The 15,500-nt window shown below is 57.0% G+C and carries 13 protein-coding genes and 1 pseudogene; 7 read left to right on the top strand and 7 right to left on the bottom strand.

The window, feature by feature from the left end; all coding sequences use genetic code 11:
* The coding region (locus ACIP1X_RS13980; RefSeq protein ID WP_400752844.1) for an aconitase family protein at window positions 1–508 on the top strand (508 nt) is incomplete at its 5' end.
* Between the two features lie 252 nt (window positions 509–760).
* On the opposite strand, the gene ACIP1X_RS13975 is transcribed toward ACIP1X_RS13980, so the two are convergent.
* The 3 genes from ACIP1X_RS13975 to ACIP1X_RS13965 all read right to left on the bottom strand — a co-directional run bounded on the left by ACIP1X_RS13975 (window position 761) and on the right by ACIP1X_RS13965 (window position 2,707).
* A complete protein-coding gene (locus ACIP1X_RS13975; protein ID WP_212544609.1) occupies window positions 761–2,041 on the bottom strand; it encodes an HAAAP family serine/threonine permease in 1,281 nt (426 codons plus the stop codon).
* 254 nt (window positions 2,042–2,295) lie between these two features.
* Window positions 2,296–2,484: a hypothetical protein gene (locus tag ACIP1X_RS13970; RefSeq protein WP_400752841.1), complete on the bottom strand. Its 189-nt coding sequence runs from the start codon at window positions 2,482–2,484 to the stop codon at window positions 2,296–2,298.
* Between the two features lie 28 nt (window positions 2,485–2,512).
* Entirely contained in the window at window positions 2,513–2,707 is a 195-nt protein-coding gene (locus ACIP1X_RS13965; protein WP_400752839.1) for a hypothetical protein, read from the bottom strand.
* A 305-nt stretch (window positions 2,708–3,012) separates the two neighbouring features.
* On the opposite strand from ACIP1X_RS13965, the gene ACIP1X_RS13960 reads away from it, so the two are divergent.
* On the top strand, window positions 3,013–6,363 hold the full coding sequence (locus ACIP1X_RS13960; RefSeq protein ID WP_400752836.1) for a hypothetical protein: 3,351 nt from the start codon (window positions 3,013–3,015) through the stop codon (window positions 6,361–6,363).
* Between the two features lie 61 nt (window positions 6,364–6,424).
* Here ACIP1X_RS13960 and ACIP1X_RS13955 read toward each other — a convergent pair.
* A pseudogene (locus tag ACIP1X_RS13955) lies at window positions 6,425–6,574 on the bottom strand (DUF6124 family protein); the annotation flags it as partial.
* Between the two features lie 536 nt (window positions 6,575–7,110).
* On the opposite strand from ACIP1X_RS13955, the gene ACIP1X_RS13950 reads away from it, so the two are divergent.
* The 5 genes from ACIP1X_RS13950 to ACIP1X_RS13930 all read left to right on the top strand — a co-directional run bounded on the left by ACIP1X_RS13950 (window position 7,111) and on the right by ACIP1X_RS13930 (window position 11,572).
* A complete protein-coding gene (locus tag ACIP1X_RS13950; protein WP_400752833.1) occupies window positions 7,111–7,494 on the top strand; it encodes a tautomerase family protein in 384 nt (127 codons plus the stop codon).
* A gap of 207 nt (window positions 7,495–7,701) precedes the next feature.
* Window positions 7,702–8,226, top strand: coding sequence for a cysteine hydrolase family protein (locus ACIP1X_RS13945; protein ID WP_400752830.1), 525 nt, complete (start codon window positions 7,702–7,704; stop codon window positions 8,224–8,226).
* A gap of 141 nt (window positions 8,227–8,367) precedes the next feature.
* A complete protein-coding gene (locus ACIP1X_RS13940; RefSeq protein WP_159815703.1) occupies window positions 8,368–9,336 on the top strand; it encodes a 2-hydroxyacid dehydrogenase in 969 nt (322 codons plus the stop codon).
* Between the two features lie 378 nt (window positions 9,337–9,714).
* Window positions 9,715–10,782: a phosphotransferase family protein gene (locus ACIP1X_RS13935; protein ID WP_212551668.1), complete on the top strand. Its 1,068-nt coding sequence runs from the start codon at window positions 9,715–9,717 to the stop codon at window positions 10,780–10,782.
* A gap of 22 nt (window positions 10,783–10,804) precedes the next feature.
* Window positions 10,805–11,572 (top strand): SDR family oxidoreductase, encoded by a 768-nt coding sequence (locus ACIP1X_RS13930; RefSeq protein ID WP_007911074.1) that lies wholly within the window; start codon window positions 10,805–10,807, stop codon window positions 11,570–11,572.
* A gap of 130 nt (window positions 11,573–11,702) precedes the next feature.
* On the opposite strand, the gene ACIP1X_RS13925 is transcribed toward ACIP1X_RS13930, so the two are convergent.
* The 3 genes from ACIP1X_RS13925 to ACIP1X_RS13915 all read right to left on the bottom strand — a co-directional run bounded on the left by ACIP1X_RS13925 (window position 11,703) and on the right by ACIP1X_RS13915 (window position 14,624).
* On the bottom strand, window positions 11,703–11,912 hold the full coding sequence (locus ACIP1X_RS13925; RefSeq protein ID WP_053121366.1) for a hypothetical protein: 210 nt from the start codon (window positions 11,910–11,912) through the stop codon (window positions 11,703–11,705).
* A gap of 828 nt (window positions 11,913–12,740) precedes the next feature.
* Complete coding sequence (locus ACIP1X_RS13920) at window positions 12,741–12,998, bottom strand: DUF1652 domain-containing protein (protein WP_053121368.1); 258 nt, start codon at window positions 12,996–12,998, stop codon at window positions 12,741–12,743.
* A 135-nt stretch (window positions 12,999–13,133) separates the two neighbouring features.
* Window positions 13,134–14,624 carry a helix-turn-helix transcriptional regulator gene (locus ACIP1X_RS13915; RefSeq protein WP_400752827.1) on the bottom strand — a complete coding sequence of 497 codons (1,491 nt, stop codon included), beginning with the start codon at window positions 14,622–14,624 and terminating at the stop codon, window positions 13,134–13,136.
* Window positions 14,625–15,500: the final 876 nt, after the last annotated feature.

The raw sequence follows: 15,500 nt of genomic DNA, 5'->3' as shown, positions 1-15,500 counted from the left end.
TGGCGAGAAGATCGACGAAGTGTTCATCGGTTCGTGCATGACCAACATCGGTCACTTCCGCGCTGCCGGTAAGTTGCTGGATCAGGTCAAGGGTCAGCTGCCAACCCGTCTGTGGCTGTCGCCGCCGACCAAAATGGACGCTCACCAACTGACCGAAGAAGGCTACTACGGCATCTACGGCAAGGCTGGCGCACGCATGGAAATGCCAGGCTGCTCGCTGTGCATGGGTAACCAGGCACGTGTAGAGCCGAATGCGACTGTTGTGTCGACTTCGACCCGTAACTTCCCGAACCGTCTGGGCGACGGCGCGAACGTCTACCTGGCTTCGGCCGAGCTGGCGTCCGTGGCTTCGATCCTGGGTCGCCTGCCGACCGTCGAGGAGTACATGGAATACGCTGGCAAGATCGACAGCATGGCGGCCGATATCTACCGCTACCTGTCCTTCGACCAGATCGCCGAGTTCCGTGAAGCTGCTGCGAACGCCAACATCCCGGTCGTTCAAGCCTAACGTTACAACGCAATAAAAAACGCCGCCCATCGTCAGATGAGCGGCGTTTTTTTATGCCCGCCACCACAACCCATCCCTGTGGGAGCTGAGCTTGCTCGCGAAAGCGGTTGGACATTCAACAACGGTGTTGGCTGATATACCGCCTTCGCGAGCAAGCTCGGCTCCTACAGAAACCGGTGGCAAGCCAGGCGCTGGCGAAAAAAAAACCGCTGTGCTTGGGCAGACACAGCGGTTTTATTGATGGAGCCCGGGCTACATCGTCAGCTTGTAAACCAACGCCGAAATCGCCACCAGACCGACCGCCGTGACAAACACGTTCGACGCCTGACCACGATAGCGCGCCATCGCCGGTACTTTGCGAATCGCGTACATCGGCATCAGGAACAGAATCGCCGCAATCACCGGCCCGCCAACGGTTTCGATCATGCCCAGAATGCTCGGGTTCAGCGTTGCGATGATCCAGCAGATCACTAGCATGAACGCCGCCACGATGCGATCCAGTGCCTTGGCGCCCGGACGTTTGCCGCTCTTCACGATCAAGCCTTTCAGGCCTTCGCTGGCACCGATGTAGTGACCGAGGAACGACTTCGAGATCGCCACAAATGCAATCAGCGGCGCTGCAAACTCAATGGTCGGATTGTTGAAGTGGTTGGCCAGGTACGACAGGATCGACAGGTTCTGCTCTTTGGCCTCCGCCAATTGCTCCGGCGACAGCGTCAGCACGCAACTGAAGACGAAGAACAACACCATCAGCACCATCAACGCATGGGCGCGGAACAGGATCTGCGAGCTGCGCTCATCGGCATGCACGCCATACTGACGCTTCTGATCCACCGCAAACGCCGAAATGATCGGCGAGTGGTTGAACGAGAACACCATCACCGGAATCGCCAGCCACAGCGTGTGCAGCAGCGCCGACGCTGGCGGTACCTGCGAAACAGTGGTGAGGATGCCGCCGTTCCAGTGCGGAATCAGGTACACCCCCAGAAACAGCAACGCGACGATAAACGGATAGACCATCAGGCTCATCGCCTTGACGATAGCGTCCTGGCCGCAACGCACCACTGCCAGCAAACCAAGAATCAGCACGAACGACAGCAGCGCACGCGGCGGCGGCGTGATGTGCAATTGATGCTCAAGGAAACTGGCGACCGTATTGGTCAGGCCCACGCTGTAGATCAGCAGGATCGGGAAGATCGCGAAGAAGTACAGCAGCGTGATCAGCGCACCAGCCTTGATGCCGAAATGCTGTTCGACCACTTCAGTGATGTCAGCGCCTTCGCGACCGGACAGCACAAATCGGGTCAGACCACGGTGTGCGTAGAACGTCATCGGGAACGCCAACAGCGCAAGCACCACCAGCGGCCAGAAGCCACCCAAGCCTGCGTTGATCGGCAAATACAGGGTACCGGCGCCAATGGCCGTCCCAAACAACCCCAACATCCAGGTGGTGTCCTGGCGATTCCAGCTCGAAAGTTCAGCGGGTGCTGCTGCATCAAAGCGCTCTTCGACGCTATTGGCCTGATCATTCATCCGGTCGGATCTCCGCATTCCGGTCACTTGCCACTCGGTCAGGACGCGTCGGAAAAAACCGACAGACATGCTCCGGCCGAAACAGGGGCGCGATTCTCCGTGATAAATGAGCAGAAGCAAAGACTTAGCTGAGGAATGGTTGTGCGGAGCAGATCAGCGGGGTGTCGTTTTTGGTGAAAACACTGTCGCTAATCAGCATGCCCAATGTCGTTTTATGACACGCCCTAACACCGTGAAGACTCGACCTGACTGACTCAAAGAAATAGCCATCGGCTCACTGCGATACCGATTGAAATACAGACCAGCGCAAACAGTGCGCCAATACTGAAGAGAGTGACCAGCAATCGGATCTCGGCTTTAGACAGGTTCAATCCATCCTCTGCAAAAGCGGCATCCTCCCGACGCAAGCGTTCCATTAGAGCTTCACGAGTTTCTGTTTTCATGTTGACGTCCTGAACGGTAATGCAAGCATCACAGTTTGAAAAAAAGACCTACAGCGGCAACGAACGCGGTCAGAACACCGGTGCCTACCGCGACGGGATATAAAGCGGCTTCCCACTTCAGCTTTCGCTCCTCCGCCTTGAGCTTGCCTTTCTCGGCCCGCAACTTCTGTGTTTCCATATGAAGCTTTTCAAGCTCCACGTTTGCGCGGTCATCAATATGCATGAACCTTCCCTGGCCATTGGCTGTTACCGCTTGGAGTGCTCGTCCATCCTGGATAGCCTCCTTTGCTGCCCTATGATTCCGTCTTCCTCGCTTGCCTGATAGCGGACGGATCCGGCGGCCTCGTAGGCAAAATCCTGGAGTTACGTAGGCAGCCTCATACTCAGCAACGACTGAGATAAACCAGCCCTCGACACGCCAACCGCCCATCCGAAACCACGCCGCACCTGTCAGATCTGACAGGTGACAGCCCTACCCTTTCCAGCCATAAATCACTCCGTTGTCCAACGCGCACAGGAGTGATCGCCATGCTTGTCCAACCGCCAAGAGGAATATCCACGCTGATCCTGCGCGAGTTGGAGATTCCCTCCCGCACCCAACCGCCATTGCCTTCCGGGGAATGGGGGATCAATCGCGCGGCGGCATGGCTGGTATTTCCTGATAAGGGCTTGCAGATATTTCTTCATCCATGGTCCAGTATGGGTAAAGGGGATAAGGTCGAGTTGTTGCTGGATGGCAACAATGTCGTTGATCAACTCACCCTCGCCAAAGACGCCGATGTCGGGCAACGCGTGACGCTGTTTGTAGCCCCCCGCCATTTGCAGACGGGCTCGCATACCCTGACGTACCGCGTCACCCGGCTGAATCAGGGGGCCGAAACCCAGACGCCACCCACCCGAATCTACGTGAAACTCGAAATCCCGGGCGGGCAGGACATTGATCCGGAGCCCGGTCACTCCAACCTGTTCATGCACATCCCGCCGGAAATCGTCAGTGGCGGCGTCGACCAAGACAACGCCGAGGCTGGCGTGCCGATTGTCATTCGTGCTCAGTCCGGTAGCGGTGTGCCTTATCCAGATGCCGCCGTGGGCGATGTGATAACGCTGAGCTGGGGCGGGATTTTGCGAACCTCCCCACCGGTGACCGCCGAGCAGATCAGCGATGCGGCCAATCACCCGATCATCATTCGGGTGGATAAAGCCACCATCGAAGAGGCTGGCGATACCGACTACGCCGGTCTGGCGGTGACCTTTCTGGTGACGGATATCGTCGGCAACCAAACGGAAGACTGGTGCACCGAGACCCGCATCACGGTCTCGATCAGCACCGTACGGCTGCCCGCCCCCATCGCCAAAGACGCCTTCAATAACAAAATCGACCTTGATCAGTTAGGCACCAAAGACCTGACGATTCAGGTCTGGGCCAGAGAGCCAGAATTCAAACGGGGTGACATCATCCTGGTGAAAATGCGCGGCACCAGCCTCGATGGAGAATCGATTGAGGCCGATGCCCCGTCCCAGACCATCGACAACTTGCCTCACACCTATGAAGTGAAGGTGAACAACGACGATGCACGCCAACTGGTACAAACCCAAGTAATTTTTTCCTACGCTTTGGAGCGCAGCGGCAGCACCGAACCCCTGCGTTCGAAAAACCAGTTTGTGCAGATCGACGGCGACACCGTGCGCCTGGCTGCACCGATTGCCGAGGACGCCCATCAGGGCGCGATCAATCCCAACTTGCCAAAAGCTTACATCCGGATTCCATTCGATCCGCAGATTCGAGTCGGCACGGCAATCGAACTCAGTTGGATCGGTAAACGACCTGACGGAACCACCTACGACCCGGAACTGGATTGGTACTTCCCGAGTAATAGTGAAGTCGACGACCCACGAGGCTTCTTGATCCCCGTCGAGGGCACTCATCTCAAAACGCTCGAAGGTGGCGGTGTCGTAATGTCATATACCCTGCTGAGCGAAAAAGAAAACGGCGAGATTCTACGCCGCAAGTCGCACAAGGCGGCACCACTGAACGTCGGCGAGCCGTCACTCGAGCTGGTCGCACCGTCGGTGCTAGGCGAACGGAATGGCGCGCTGGAGCCCAACGACTTGCCCCAAGGCACCAGCCAATTGACCGCGCCGAAATCAGCCGTCAATCCGACCAAACCCAATGATGTGGTCACCTACACCTGGGTCGGCAATGTAAGTGGCAAGACAGAAGACTCGATTACGCTTAACTCGCTGTCGGCGGGAAAGGACGTGCTCTTCCACCTCCCTCCCGATTTCGTGGCCAGAAACATCGAGCCCAACCGAGGCAAAAAGGTTAAGACCTGGTATCGGATATTGCGAGCGGAGACGGGCAAGGAAAGCTATTCGAATGAGTTGGAGTTCAGTGTCGGCAATGCACTGCAAAATCCGCTGCCCGTCGTGCGCCTGCCACAGGCGACAGGCACCGGCTCGAGTGTGACGCTGGCACCACTCGACGCCAAAGACGGTACGATTGTGATTGTGTCCTACGAGGGGATGAACACTGCACAGAACATCAAACTGAATGTGGAAGGCAAACCCGGTGCAGGTTCGCCTGACATTCCCGCCAAACCGGGTTCCACCAGTGGCAGCGTCGAGTTTTTGATTGAATCGCAAGCCATCGCCGCGAACATCGGTAACGGTTCGACAACGCTGAATATTACGTACGTAGTGACTGAAGGTAGCGTCAACACTGCCTCCCTGCCGTTGAGTGTGACGATCATGCCACTGCCGATGGCCGAGCTGGACAAACTTTCTATCTTGCAAGCTGACGGCGATGAACTTGATATCAGTAAACTCACGGCGGGGGCCACAATTAGTGCCGGGGTGTGGGCGTTCATCCAAGTGGGACAGCCGGTATGGCTGGTGCTTATTGGAACGAATACTCAGGGTGCTGAGCACACCCTTGTGGTCTGGAAAGTGCCGGGCGCAGCGGTTAACGCGGGTTGGATCAGTGCAGGTAAATATAACCAGGGTGTGTATTACGACTTCTTCAAGGATTTGGCCGACGGTAGCAACCTGGAATTGCATTTCAAGGCAGCACTGACTTCCAGCCAGGTCGAGACGGATGCGATTGTGGCGCCGGTGAAGCGTTATAGGGTCAAGGGTGTGGAGGACGTGAAACCGACGATCAGTTCGGTCAAAGGTTCTCCGAGCGGGATTGAAATTCCGGAAGGTGCAACCACTTATGAAACTTCGGTAATTCTGTCTGGCACTGCAAGCAAAGGACAAAAAGTACAGATATTGGATGGCACTGATGTTAAAGATGAAGCGTTAGTCGATCCAACTACAGGGATCTGGACATTGCGAGTTTCAGGGTTGAGCGCCGTAGCTCATAGTTTTACCGCCAAAGGTTTGTATGGTGCAGGTCAAGTTTCTGCATCGCGAGGATTTACAGTTATCAAGACAGTGTCGGGATCTGAGAGTTGGGATTTAGCCCCGCGAGGAAAAGTAACTTTTGGTGCACCAATGAAACTTCCCAGCGGGCTTACACTGACCGTGTCCAAGATGACTAATGCAGCGACAAATGCCGACATTTACATAATCGAGTCCATGCCTGAACTTGGGCAATTACTGGCCACTGGTAATTTAACAATGAGCCGCTATGCATTTGGAGTGACAGCAAAAAAAGTAACAATTACTTATCGAGCATCTGCATATAGCCAAAATGCAGTTTCTTTTCATACCTCAGGAGGTGATGTTCTTCACGGAGAAAACCTTGTAATGGATGCATTTGAAATTCCACATACAGTAACTTTCGAACACGGTAGCGGGTGCGATTATTTTTACCTATTCATAGGAGATGCAGGCCTGATCAATGGTATTGCTGTTACCGATATAACTTGGAATTAGAAAAGAACAGGAGAAAAGAGGACAGCTCTATTTTCAAGAAATAGACCTGTCCCCATTCGCTTTAGAGTACGCGGCAAGCCAGCCAGTCCGCAGCAACCAAGATTTGTTCGACCTGCACCAGATTATCGAGCAACTGATTGACGGCTAGTTCGCCAAGCATCACAACCTGCGCAATCCCCAGCAACTTCCTGCGATGAGTGCCTTCAAGCAAGAGGGAGTCAGCTGTGCGCAAGTTAGCGGTCCGGTAAGCATTCACAACCCGGCGCGCACAGCCACCATCGAGCGCAGGCGAAAGCCTGACTTGATAGGACTTGTACAACCGTGGATGCATACCGAGCCGCTAAGCCCGATCACTGGAAATCAGTGACCCGATCAACGTTACCGACCCGCCCCATGGCGCACAAGCCGGCGGATTCTGTCTTAGGCGTAGGCAACGACGCAACGATTTGTGGGCAATCGTACGTAACTTCAGGTGTCTATAAACGCGAATTACCGAGTTGTGTTTATTGGCTGACAACCTGTAGCGAAATGTCCGACAGATTGTGGCGCGAGCACCGTGCAAGAGGCAGGCTTTTGTGTTGGTCATACCGGCCTCTTCGCGAGCAAGCCCGCTCCCACAGTTGGAATGCGATCCACTGTGGGAGCGGGCTTGCTCGCGAAGGCGTCGGATCGGCGAGCGAAATACTTTCAATCCCCACCATTTCATCTAGCGTGAGGAAGGCCCCACTACTCCCTCGGAGCCTACCCATGCCATTAGTCCGCATCGAAATCAAAAAACACCCCGATCCGACCTTTGCCAAACGCATCGGCGAGCAGATTTACAGCGCCATGCGCAGCGCCATCAACGTCCCGGATCATGACAACTTCCAGATCCTCAACGAGCACGACGCCAATCACTTTATCTTTGACTCCGAGTACCTCGGCATCCAGCGCTCCGACCAATTGGTGATCATCCAGATCACGCTCAACGAAGGCCGAACGCTGGAGCAGAAAAAAACGCTGTACCAAACCATCGCGCAGAACCTCAACACGCACCTGTCGATTCGCCTCGAAGACGTTTTCATCAATCTGGTCGAGGTGAAAAAAGAGAACTGGTCGTTCGGCAACGGCATCGCTCAATACGCCAATTGACAGGCGCGCAACCCGCACAGCATGATCAGCCCCATGAACCTTTGTGCGCTGCACCTCACCCGTACCACCACGACCGCCATCGGCGGGTCGTGGTGTTTGCGCCTGAGGTAACCCCAGCGCAGCAAACCCAAGGCCCCGCCAGCAATGGACGGGGCCTTGTTGTTTCTCCCATCCGTGCGGCATTTGTAGCACTCAAGGAGAGACATCATGTCTGCAGCACTGTTGATCATCGATATGCAGGTCGGTCTGTTTCATGGCCCGGAACAACCTCATCACGGCGAGCAAATTCTCGCCAACATCCAGCAACTGATCGCCAAGGCGAGACAACAGCAGGTGCCGATCTTTGCGGTGCGCCACACCGGCCCGCAAGGTTCGCCGATTGCCGCTGGCAGTCCGTTCTGGCAATTGCTGCCCGAGCTTGAGCTCAACGCTGAAACCGCAACCCTCTTTAACAAGTCCAGACCCAACGCCTTCTATGGCACTGACTTGGCGCAGCAACTGCAATCCAGAAAAATCGAGAATCTCTACCTCGTCGGCATGAAGACTCAATTCTGCATCGATAGCACTTGCCGCGCCGCTGCCGACCTGGGCTTCAAACCCGTGTTGATCGCCGACGCCCACACTTGCATGGACACTCCTGCCCTATCAGCGCAGGCGATCATCGAGCACCACAACGCCACCCTCGGTGGCGCCTTCGCCCGGGTAATAAACAGCGCCGACGTAAGCTTCTGACGAAGCGTTCAGGCGAGCCCTGCATCAGCTCCTACACTGGCTGATGCGGGGCAACGTTCAACCATTGCCAAACCGCTCTGGAATCAGCACTCTGAAGCATAATTTGATGCCCTCGACGCCGACGATCACAGGAGCCGCGCAATGCCCGCAACCGTTCTGGTACTGGTTGAAACCATCAACGACTATTTGCCGATTCTGGAAAATCAGGGTTTTCACCTGATCCTCGCGCCGACGCCCGCCGAACGCGCGCAGGCTATTGCCACTCACGGCAGTCGCATCGATGCGGTGCTAACCCGTGGCCCGCTGGGTCTGACGGCTGACGAGATCGCCGCCCTGCCCGCGCTGAAAATCATCACCGTGATCGGGGCCGGTTATGAGCAGGTTGATCTGCAAGCCGCCAGTGATCGCGGGATTACCGTGACCAATGGCGCCGGGGTTAACGCCTCGTCCGTGGCCGACCATGCGATGGCGATGCTGCTGGCGCTGGTGCGGGATATTCCGCGTTGCGACGCGGCGGTACGTCGTGGTGAATGGCCGAAGATCATGCGGCCGTCCCTGGCCGGGAAGCGCTTGGGGATTCTCGGATTGGGTGCAGTGGGTTTGGCGATTGCCAAGCGCGCGCACCTCGGTTTCGACATGGAAATCAGCTACCACAGCCGTCAGGTGCGCAGCGAGGTGCCTTACGCGTTTTGCTCGACGCCGACCGAACTGGCACGCGCTTCGGACTTTCTGATCATCGCGACGCCGGGCGGTATTGGTACGCAGCATATGGTGACGCGTGCAGTGCTTGATGCACTGGGGCCGAAGGGTTTTATCGTCAACATTGCGCGGGCCAGTGTGATTGCCACAGCAGACCTGATCACGGCCCTTGAACAACGAAAAATTGCCGGTGCGGCACTGGATGTGTTCGATCACGAACCGCAAGTGCCGGATGCGTTGAAATCCCTCAGCAATGTGTTGCTCACGCCTCACGTTGCCGGCCTGTCGCCAGAGGCCACCCAAGGCACGGTCGAACTGGTGGGCAAAAACCTCGTCGCGTTTTTCTCCGGGCAACCGGTGCTCACCCCGATCGCTCTCCCGCCAAAACTCAGCAACCAGCGCGTGCACTGATCTGACTGACCTGAATGACCTGACTGATCTGACTGACCTGACTGATCTGACTGATCTGACTGACCTGTAGGAGCTGCCGAAGGCTGCGATCTGTTGATCTTATAAAAGTAAGATCAAAAGATCGCAGCCTTCGGCAGCTCCTACACGGTGGGCTATTGTGCCTATCCGGAACGCTGATTATCCGGCAACACGGTGGGCTCTTGTGCCTATTCGGAACGCTGATTATCCGGCAACACGGTGGGCTCTTGTGCCTATTCGGAACGCTGATTATCCGGCAACACGCTAACCTATAAGACCGCACCGCGCTTGTGAGCAATCGGGCGCGCCATTAGATTAGCCAATGATGTCTGGCCTCCAAAATAAGCAGAAGGGATAAGCATGGCGCTTACTGACCAGTCCACCCGTATCCGCTCTGGCGAAGAACTTGATGCCAGCCTGATCGATCCGTACCTCAAGGCGCATATTCCGGGCCTGAGCGGCACGCCTGCGATCAGCCAGTTTCCCGGCGGCGCGTCGAACCTGACCTACCTGCTGGAATACCCGGAACAGGAATTCGTCCTGCGCCGTCCGCCGTTCGGCCACAAGGCCAAATCCGCCCACGACATGGGCCGCGAATTTCGCATCCTCAATCAGCTGCGCGACGGTTTTCCGTATTGCCCGAAAGCCTACGTGCACTGCACCGACGAGTCGGTGATCGGCGCCGAGTTCTACGTGATGGAGCGCGTCAACGGCATCATTCTGCGCTCGGAACTGCCGCCGGAACTGGGCCTCGACTCGGCAAAAACCGAAGCGCTGTGCAAGAGCTTTATCGACCGTTTCGTCGAGTTGCACCGTGTTGACTACAACGCCTGCGGCCTCGGCGATCTGGGCAAACCGGAAGGCTACGTCGCCCGCCAGATCAAAGGCTGGAGCGAGCGCTACGAAAAAGCCCTGACCCCGGACGCACCGCACTGGGAAGCGGTGAAAGCCTGGCTCAACGACAAGATGCCGGCCGACCATCCGACCTCGAGCATCGTCCATAACGACTATCGCTTCGACAACGTCATCCTCGACCCGAACAACCCGATGCAGATCATCGGCGTGCTCGATTGGGAACTGACCACCCTCGGCGATCCGCTGATGGATCTGGGCAACACCCTCGCCTATTGGATTCAGGCCGACGACCCGGCGCCGGTGCAACTGATGCGCCGCCAGCCAAGCCACGCACCGGGCATGTTGACCCGCCGCGAGTTCGTCGATTACTACGCCGAACGCTCGGGCATCCAGATCGACAATTTCGACTTCTACTACACCTACGGCCTGTTCCGCCTGGCCGGCATCGTGCAGCAGATCTACTACCGCTTCTACCACGGCCAGACCCAGGACAAACGCTTCGCGCAGTTCATTCACATGAACAAACTGCTGGAGCAGATGAGCCTGCAAGTCATCGCGAAATCGAGCCTCTGACGGCCCACACCAAGGAACCCCTATGTCCAAGACTCAGTTGTTCGACCTCGACGGCAAAATCGCTTTCGTCTCCGGCGCCAGCCGTGGCATCGGCGAAGCCATCGCCAAACTGTTGGCCCAGCAAGGCGCCCACGTCATCGTCTCGAGCCGCAAACTCGACGGCTGCCAGCACGTCGCCGACGCGATCATCGCGGCCGGCGGCAAAGCCACTGCAGTGGCCTGCCACATCGGTGAGATGGAACAGATTGCCCAAGTGTTCGCCGGCATCAAAGAACAGTTCGGTCGCCTCGATATTCTGGTCAACAACGCCGCGACCAATCCGCAATTCTGCAACGTGCTCGACACCGATCTCGGCGCGTTCCAGAAGACCGTCGACGTGAACATTCGTGGTTACTTCTTCATGTCGGTTGAAGCCGGCAAGCTGATGCGCGAAAACGGTGGCGGCAGCATCATCAACGTTGCGTCGATCAACGGTATTTCGCCGGGGATCTTCCAGGGCATCTACTCGGTGACCAAGGCTGCGGTGATCAACATGACCAAGGTCTTCGCCAAGGAATGCGCGCAGTTCGGCATCCGCTGCAACGCTCTCCTGCCGGGCCTGACCGACACCAAATTCGCCTCGGCGCTGGTGAAGAACGACGCGATTCTCAAACAAGCGCTGACGCAGATTCCGCTCAAGCGCGTGGCCGATCCGAGCGAAATGGCCGGTGCGGTGCTGTATCTGGCCAGCGACGCATCGAGCTACACCACCGGCGTTGCGCTGAACGTGGATGGCGGTTTCCTCTCCTGATCCCGCTCAAACCCTGAACGGATCCTGCCCCTGTAGGAGCTGCCGCAGGCTGCGATCTCTTGATTTTCGTGGATCAAGATCAAAAGATCGCAGCCTTCGGCAGCTCCTACAGTTTTTTCAAGCAATGGATCTATTGGGTGACGCAACGGGTGGTGGTGATGTGGCGAGTCACCTGCTCGTCGATGTACATGTCACCGACCACCTCGGTGCTTTCCTGAATCTGACAAGTGCGTTCCGGCGGCGGAGGCGGCGCCACGGGCGGAGGCGGCGGAGGACTGGCACAACCGGCCAACACACCAAAAATAACCAACGGCAACACGCGTTTCCCAAGACTGTTCATAGGACGACCCGCGAAAAATGAGCGACAAACTCCCGCGACCCAACCGACCACGAGAGACCTGACCACTCATTCTTTATAGCCGAGGTGAGTGCAAGCGCCAGTGAAATGGCTGGATTGGGGGAATGGGGCTGTCGATTTTGGGGTGGGGATCGCGATTGGATTGCCTGAAAGAGCGCCATCGCGAGCAGGCTCAACTTCTACAACAGCAAAATCAAAAGATCGCAGCCTTCGGCAGCTCCTACACAGGATGAGCGCAAGCTCGGCTGCCGCGTATATTCTGAAAGCCCCTCACCCTAGCCCTCTCCCAGAGGGAGAGGGGACTGACCGAGGTGTTTGAGCAAGTTACGCCGACGTGAAATACCGCGCCGAACACAAATCCCGAAAAGCCCACCAATCGGCCCCCTCTCCCTCGGGAGAGGGCTGGGGTGAGGGGCAAGAACACCACAAATCCAAATCCAAACACTCCACGCTCTTCACCACTCAATAGGCCGAGTGTCAGCTCGCCTGCTTTTGATCTTAGAGCCCGTCGGGAGGCTGAGTGGAGGGATTCATACGGGGAAAGCATCGAGAGGAGGTGCAGCGAAGCAAACCGTAGGCGATGCCCCCGGATGAACCCGGAGCGAAGGAACCCGAGCCTTAGCGAGGGCCGGACGTCAGGGCACAGACCTTTGGTTCCTTTGGGGCGTTTGCCAAAGGGACTCGCCGTAAGGGCGAAACCATTAGCAGCCGTAACTGCAGCAACGGATATGTACCCCAAAGCCAAATAATCAAAAGATCAAAAGATCAAAAGATCAAAAGATCGCAGCCTTCGGCAGCACCTACACGGGCTCAGGCCAAGTCGGGATCTCGAGACGAGCGCAAAGAATTACTCTCCAACTCATAACGCAATTCTTCAATCAACCCCGCCACCGACTCCGCCGTGCGCAGCACATCCAGTTTCAACCCACTGACAACCAAATCCACCTGCCCAGACACCGGGTGATAAAGCTTAACCGTCAGCGAATGATCACCATCCACCAGACACTCACACGCCAGCGGCGAAAAACTCTGCTCAAGCTGAGCGCGCAACTGCGCAAGATTCATCATTGAGGCTGTTCCTTTAGCTACTTCGAAGGGACACGGTCACGCCAAAAAAGACACGCACCGCACCCCACCAGACTAAGAACCACCCGCCCCCACCAGAACCTCAATTTGCACCGGATCAACTAGTGCATTTGCACCCTACCGCTGCCCGCGCCATTCCCCCGAAAACAACCCGCGCTCACGCGCCCAGACAATCGCCTCACTGCGACTATGAACATCCAGCTTCGAATACACCGTCGCCACATGATTGCGCACGGTATTCGGCGCCAGCTTCAGCCGCGCGGCGATCTCCTTGTCCGCCAAACCCTCACAAATCAGCCCCAACACATCCCGCTCCCGCGCGGTCAGATCGGTAAACGACACACTCGGCAATTGCGGCGAATTGACCTTCTTCACATTCGCCAGCTTCTCGATCAGCGTACGACTGAACCACGAAGCATCCTTCATCACCTCTTCAATCGCCGCCACCAGCTCAAGCTCGGTGCGCTTGCGCTCGGTGATGTCCATCAGCACCAGCAAATAACACGGCACATCATGAATATTCACGGTGTCGGCCGACAGCGCACACTCGAGCAAATCAGCGTCCTTGGTGCGCACCCGCACGTCCACCCGATCCACTCGGCCGCTGTTCTCAAGCGCCGCGAGCAGACGAGACCGCGCACCGTTGTCATCGATAAAACCAATCTGCGTCACGGTTTTACCGAGCACATCATCACTGTCAAATGTCAGCGTATCGAGAAACGCCTGATTGACGTCGAGCACCCGCTGCTCCTCCGCCGTGCAGATCAGAATCGGCACCGGCGTCAGGCGAAACGCTTTGGCAAACCGCTCCTCACTCTGACGCAGCGCCACCTCGGCCTTGTGCCGCAGCTCCATGTCGACAAAGGAAAACAGCATGCAATCTTCGTCGTTGAGCACCAGCGGTTGCCCGGCGACGATCACCTGTTTGCTGCTGCCATCGGGCAAGCGCAATTCAGCCTGCATCTGCGGAATGGTCTCTACATCACGCAGGCGCTGAATGGCCAGATCGCGTTTTTCTGCCTGCTCGTAGATGTCGATTTCATACGCTGACGTGCCGATGACTTGCTCGCGGGTATAGCCGGTCATCTCCAGAAACCCCGGATTGACCTTGATATAGCGCAAGTCGCTGATTCGGCAGATCACCGCCGGCGCCGGGTTGGCATTGAAGGTTTTTTCGAAACGCTGCTCGGCGTTGGCCCAGTCGGTGACGTCGCTCATGATCAACACCAGCGACTCGGGCTGCCCTTCGCGATCGGTAAGGATCATGCTGCGCACGCTGTGTACCCAGATGCGTTCCGGGTCATCCGCCGCATTCACTTCGATCAGCACATCATTGAACGCCTCGCAGCGGGCCACGCGACTGATCGGATAATTCTCGGGCGCCAACGTGTGGTTGTTGCGATAACGCAGGTTGAAACGCTGCGCGTACTCGGCGGCGTTGTGGCCCAGCTCACCGATCCGGCTGACGCCATGCATGGCCAGCGCGGCCTCGTTGGCCCAGAGGATGCTCTGATCCCGCTCCAGCAGAATCACCCCGTCGGACAACCCGGCGATGATTTGCTGCAACTGGCGGCGATTGGTTTCGGTGGTCAGGACTTCCTGGCTCATTGGATCTCCACAAGTGATGCGCCATGTGAAGAGTACGACCGCAGCCACACGTGATCGTGCCGACCAACAATTTCTCCGGGAACACCGCAGTTCACTGTGGGAACGAGCTTGCTCGCCAAAGCGGTGTGTCATTCAAAGCATGCATCGGCTGACACGACGCCTTCGCGAGCAAGCTCACTCCCACAGGGATCTATGGTGTGTCCGGGTGTTGTGTGCAGCAGCTAAAAAATGTGGGAGCGGGCTTGCTCGCGAAAGCGGTGGGTCATGCACCGCATGCGTCGCCTGACACGACGCCTTCGCGAGCAAGCCCGCTCCCACAAGGATCCTTTGCATATTCGGGACTTTGTGTGCGACAGAAAAACCTGTAGGAGTGAGCCTGCTCGCGATGGCTGACTGTCCGTGCCGAAAATATTGACTGATCCTCCGCTATCGCGAGCAGGCACACTCCCACAGGGATCTATGGTGTGTCCGGGTGTCGTGTGCGGCAGCTAAAAAATGTGGGAGCGGGCTTGCTCGCGAAAGCGATGTGTCATTTAAAGCATGCGTCGCCTGACACGACGCCTTCGCGAGCAAGCCCGCTCCCACAAGGATCTTTGGCATATTCGGGACTTTGTGTACGGCAGAAAAACCTGTAGGAGTGAGCCTGCTCGCGATGGCTGACTGTCCGTGCCGAAAATATTGACTGATCCTCCGCTATCGCGAGCAGGATCACTCCCACGGGGATCTATGGTGTGTCCGGGATGTTGTGTGCGGCAGAAAAACCTGTGGGAGCGGGCTTGCTCGCGAAAGCGGTGTGTCATTTAAAGCATGCGTCGGCTGACACGACGCCTTCGCGAGCAAGCCCGCTCCCACAGGTTTCGTGGTGTGCTAAAGATT

It is taken from the genome of Pseudomonas sp. NPDC088885, assembly GCF_044750025.1.
Lineage (GTDB): Bacteria > Pseudomonadota > Gammaproteobacteria > Pseudomonadales > Pseudomonadaceae > Aquipseudomonas > Aquipseudomonas rustica.
The sequence above is the reverse complement of the archived record's forward strand: the minus strand, read 5'-3'. Positions and strand labels throughout refer to the sequence as shown.

Bases quoted from the DNA above. Each gene is read 5' to 3' on its own strand.
- ACIP1X_RS13940 (WP_159815703.1), top strand. From the start codon at position 8,368: ATGCCCGCAACCGTTCTGGTACTGGTTGAAACCATCAACGACTATTTG.
- ACIP1X_RS13970 (WP_400752841.1), bottom strand. From the start codon at position 2,484: ATGAAAACAGAAACTCGTGAAGCTCTAATGGAACGCTTGCGTCGGGAG.
- ACIP1X_RS13975 (WP_212544609.1), bottom strand. From the start codon at position 2,041: ATGAATGATCAGGCCAATAGCGTCGAAGAGCGCTTTGATGCAGCAGCA.
- ACIP1X_RS13965 (WP_400752839.1), bottom strand. From the start codon at position 2,707: ATGCATATTGATGACCGCGCAAACGTGGAGCTTGAAAAGCTTCATATG.
- ACIP1X_RS13925 (WP_053121366.1), bottom strand. From the start codon at position 11,912: ATGAACAGTCTTGGGAAACGCGTGTTGCCGTTGGTTATTTTTGGTGTG.
- ACIP1X_RS13960 (WP_400752836.1), top strand. From the start codon at position 3,013: ATGCTTGTCCAACCGCCAAGAGGAATATCCACGCTGATCCTGCGCGAG.
- ACIP1X_RS13930 (WP_007911074.1), top strand. From the start codon at position 10,805: ATGTCCAAGACTCAGTTGTTCGACCTCGACGGCAAAATCGCTTTCGTC.
- ACIP1X_RS13920 (WP_053121368.1), bottom strand. From the start codon at position 12,998: ATGATGAATCTTGCGCAGTTGCGCGCTCAGCTTGAGCAGAGTTTTTCG.
- ACIP1X_RS13950 (WP_400752833.1), top strand. From the start codon at position 7,111: ATGCCATTAGTCCGCATCGAAATCAAAAAACACCCCGATCCGACCTTT.
- ACIP1X_RS13945 (WP_400752830.1), top strand. From the start codon at position 7,702: ATGTCTGCAGCACTGTTGATCATCGATATGCAGGTCGGTCTGTTTCAT.
- ACIP1X_RS13935 (WP_212551668.1), top strand. From the start codon at position 9,715: ATGGCGCTTACTGACCAGTCCACCCGTATCCGCTCTGGCGAAGAACTT.
- ACIP1X_RS13915 (WP_400752827.1), bottom strand. From the start codon at position 14,624: ATGAGCCAGGAAGTCCTGACCACCGAAACCAATCGCCGCCAGTTGCAG.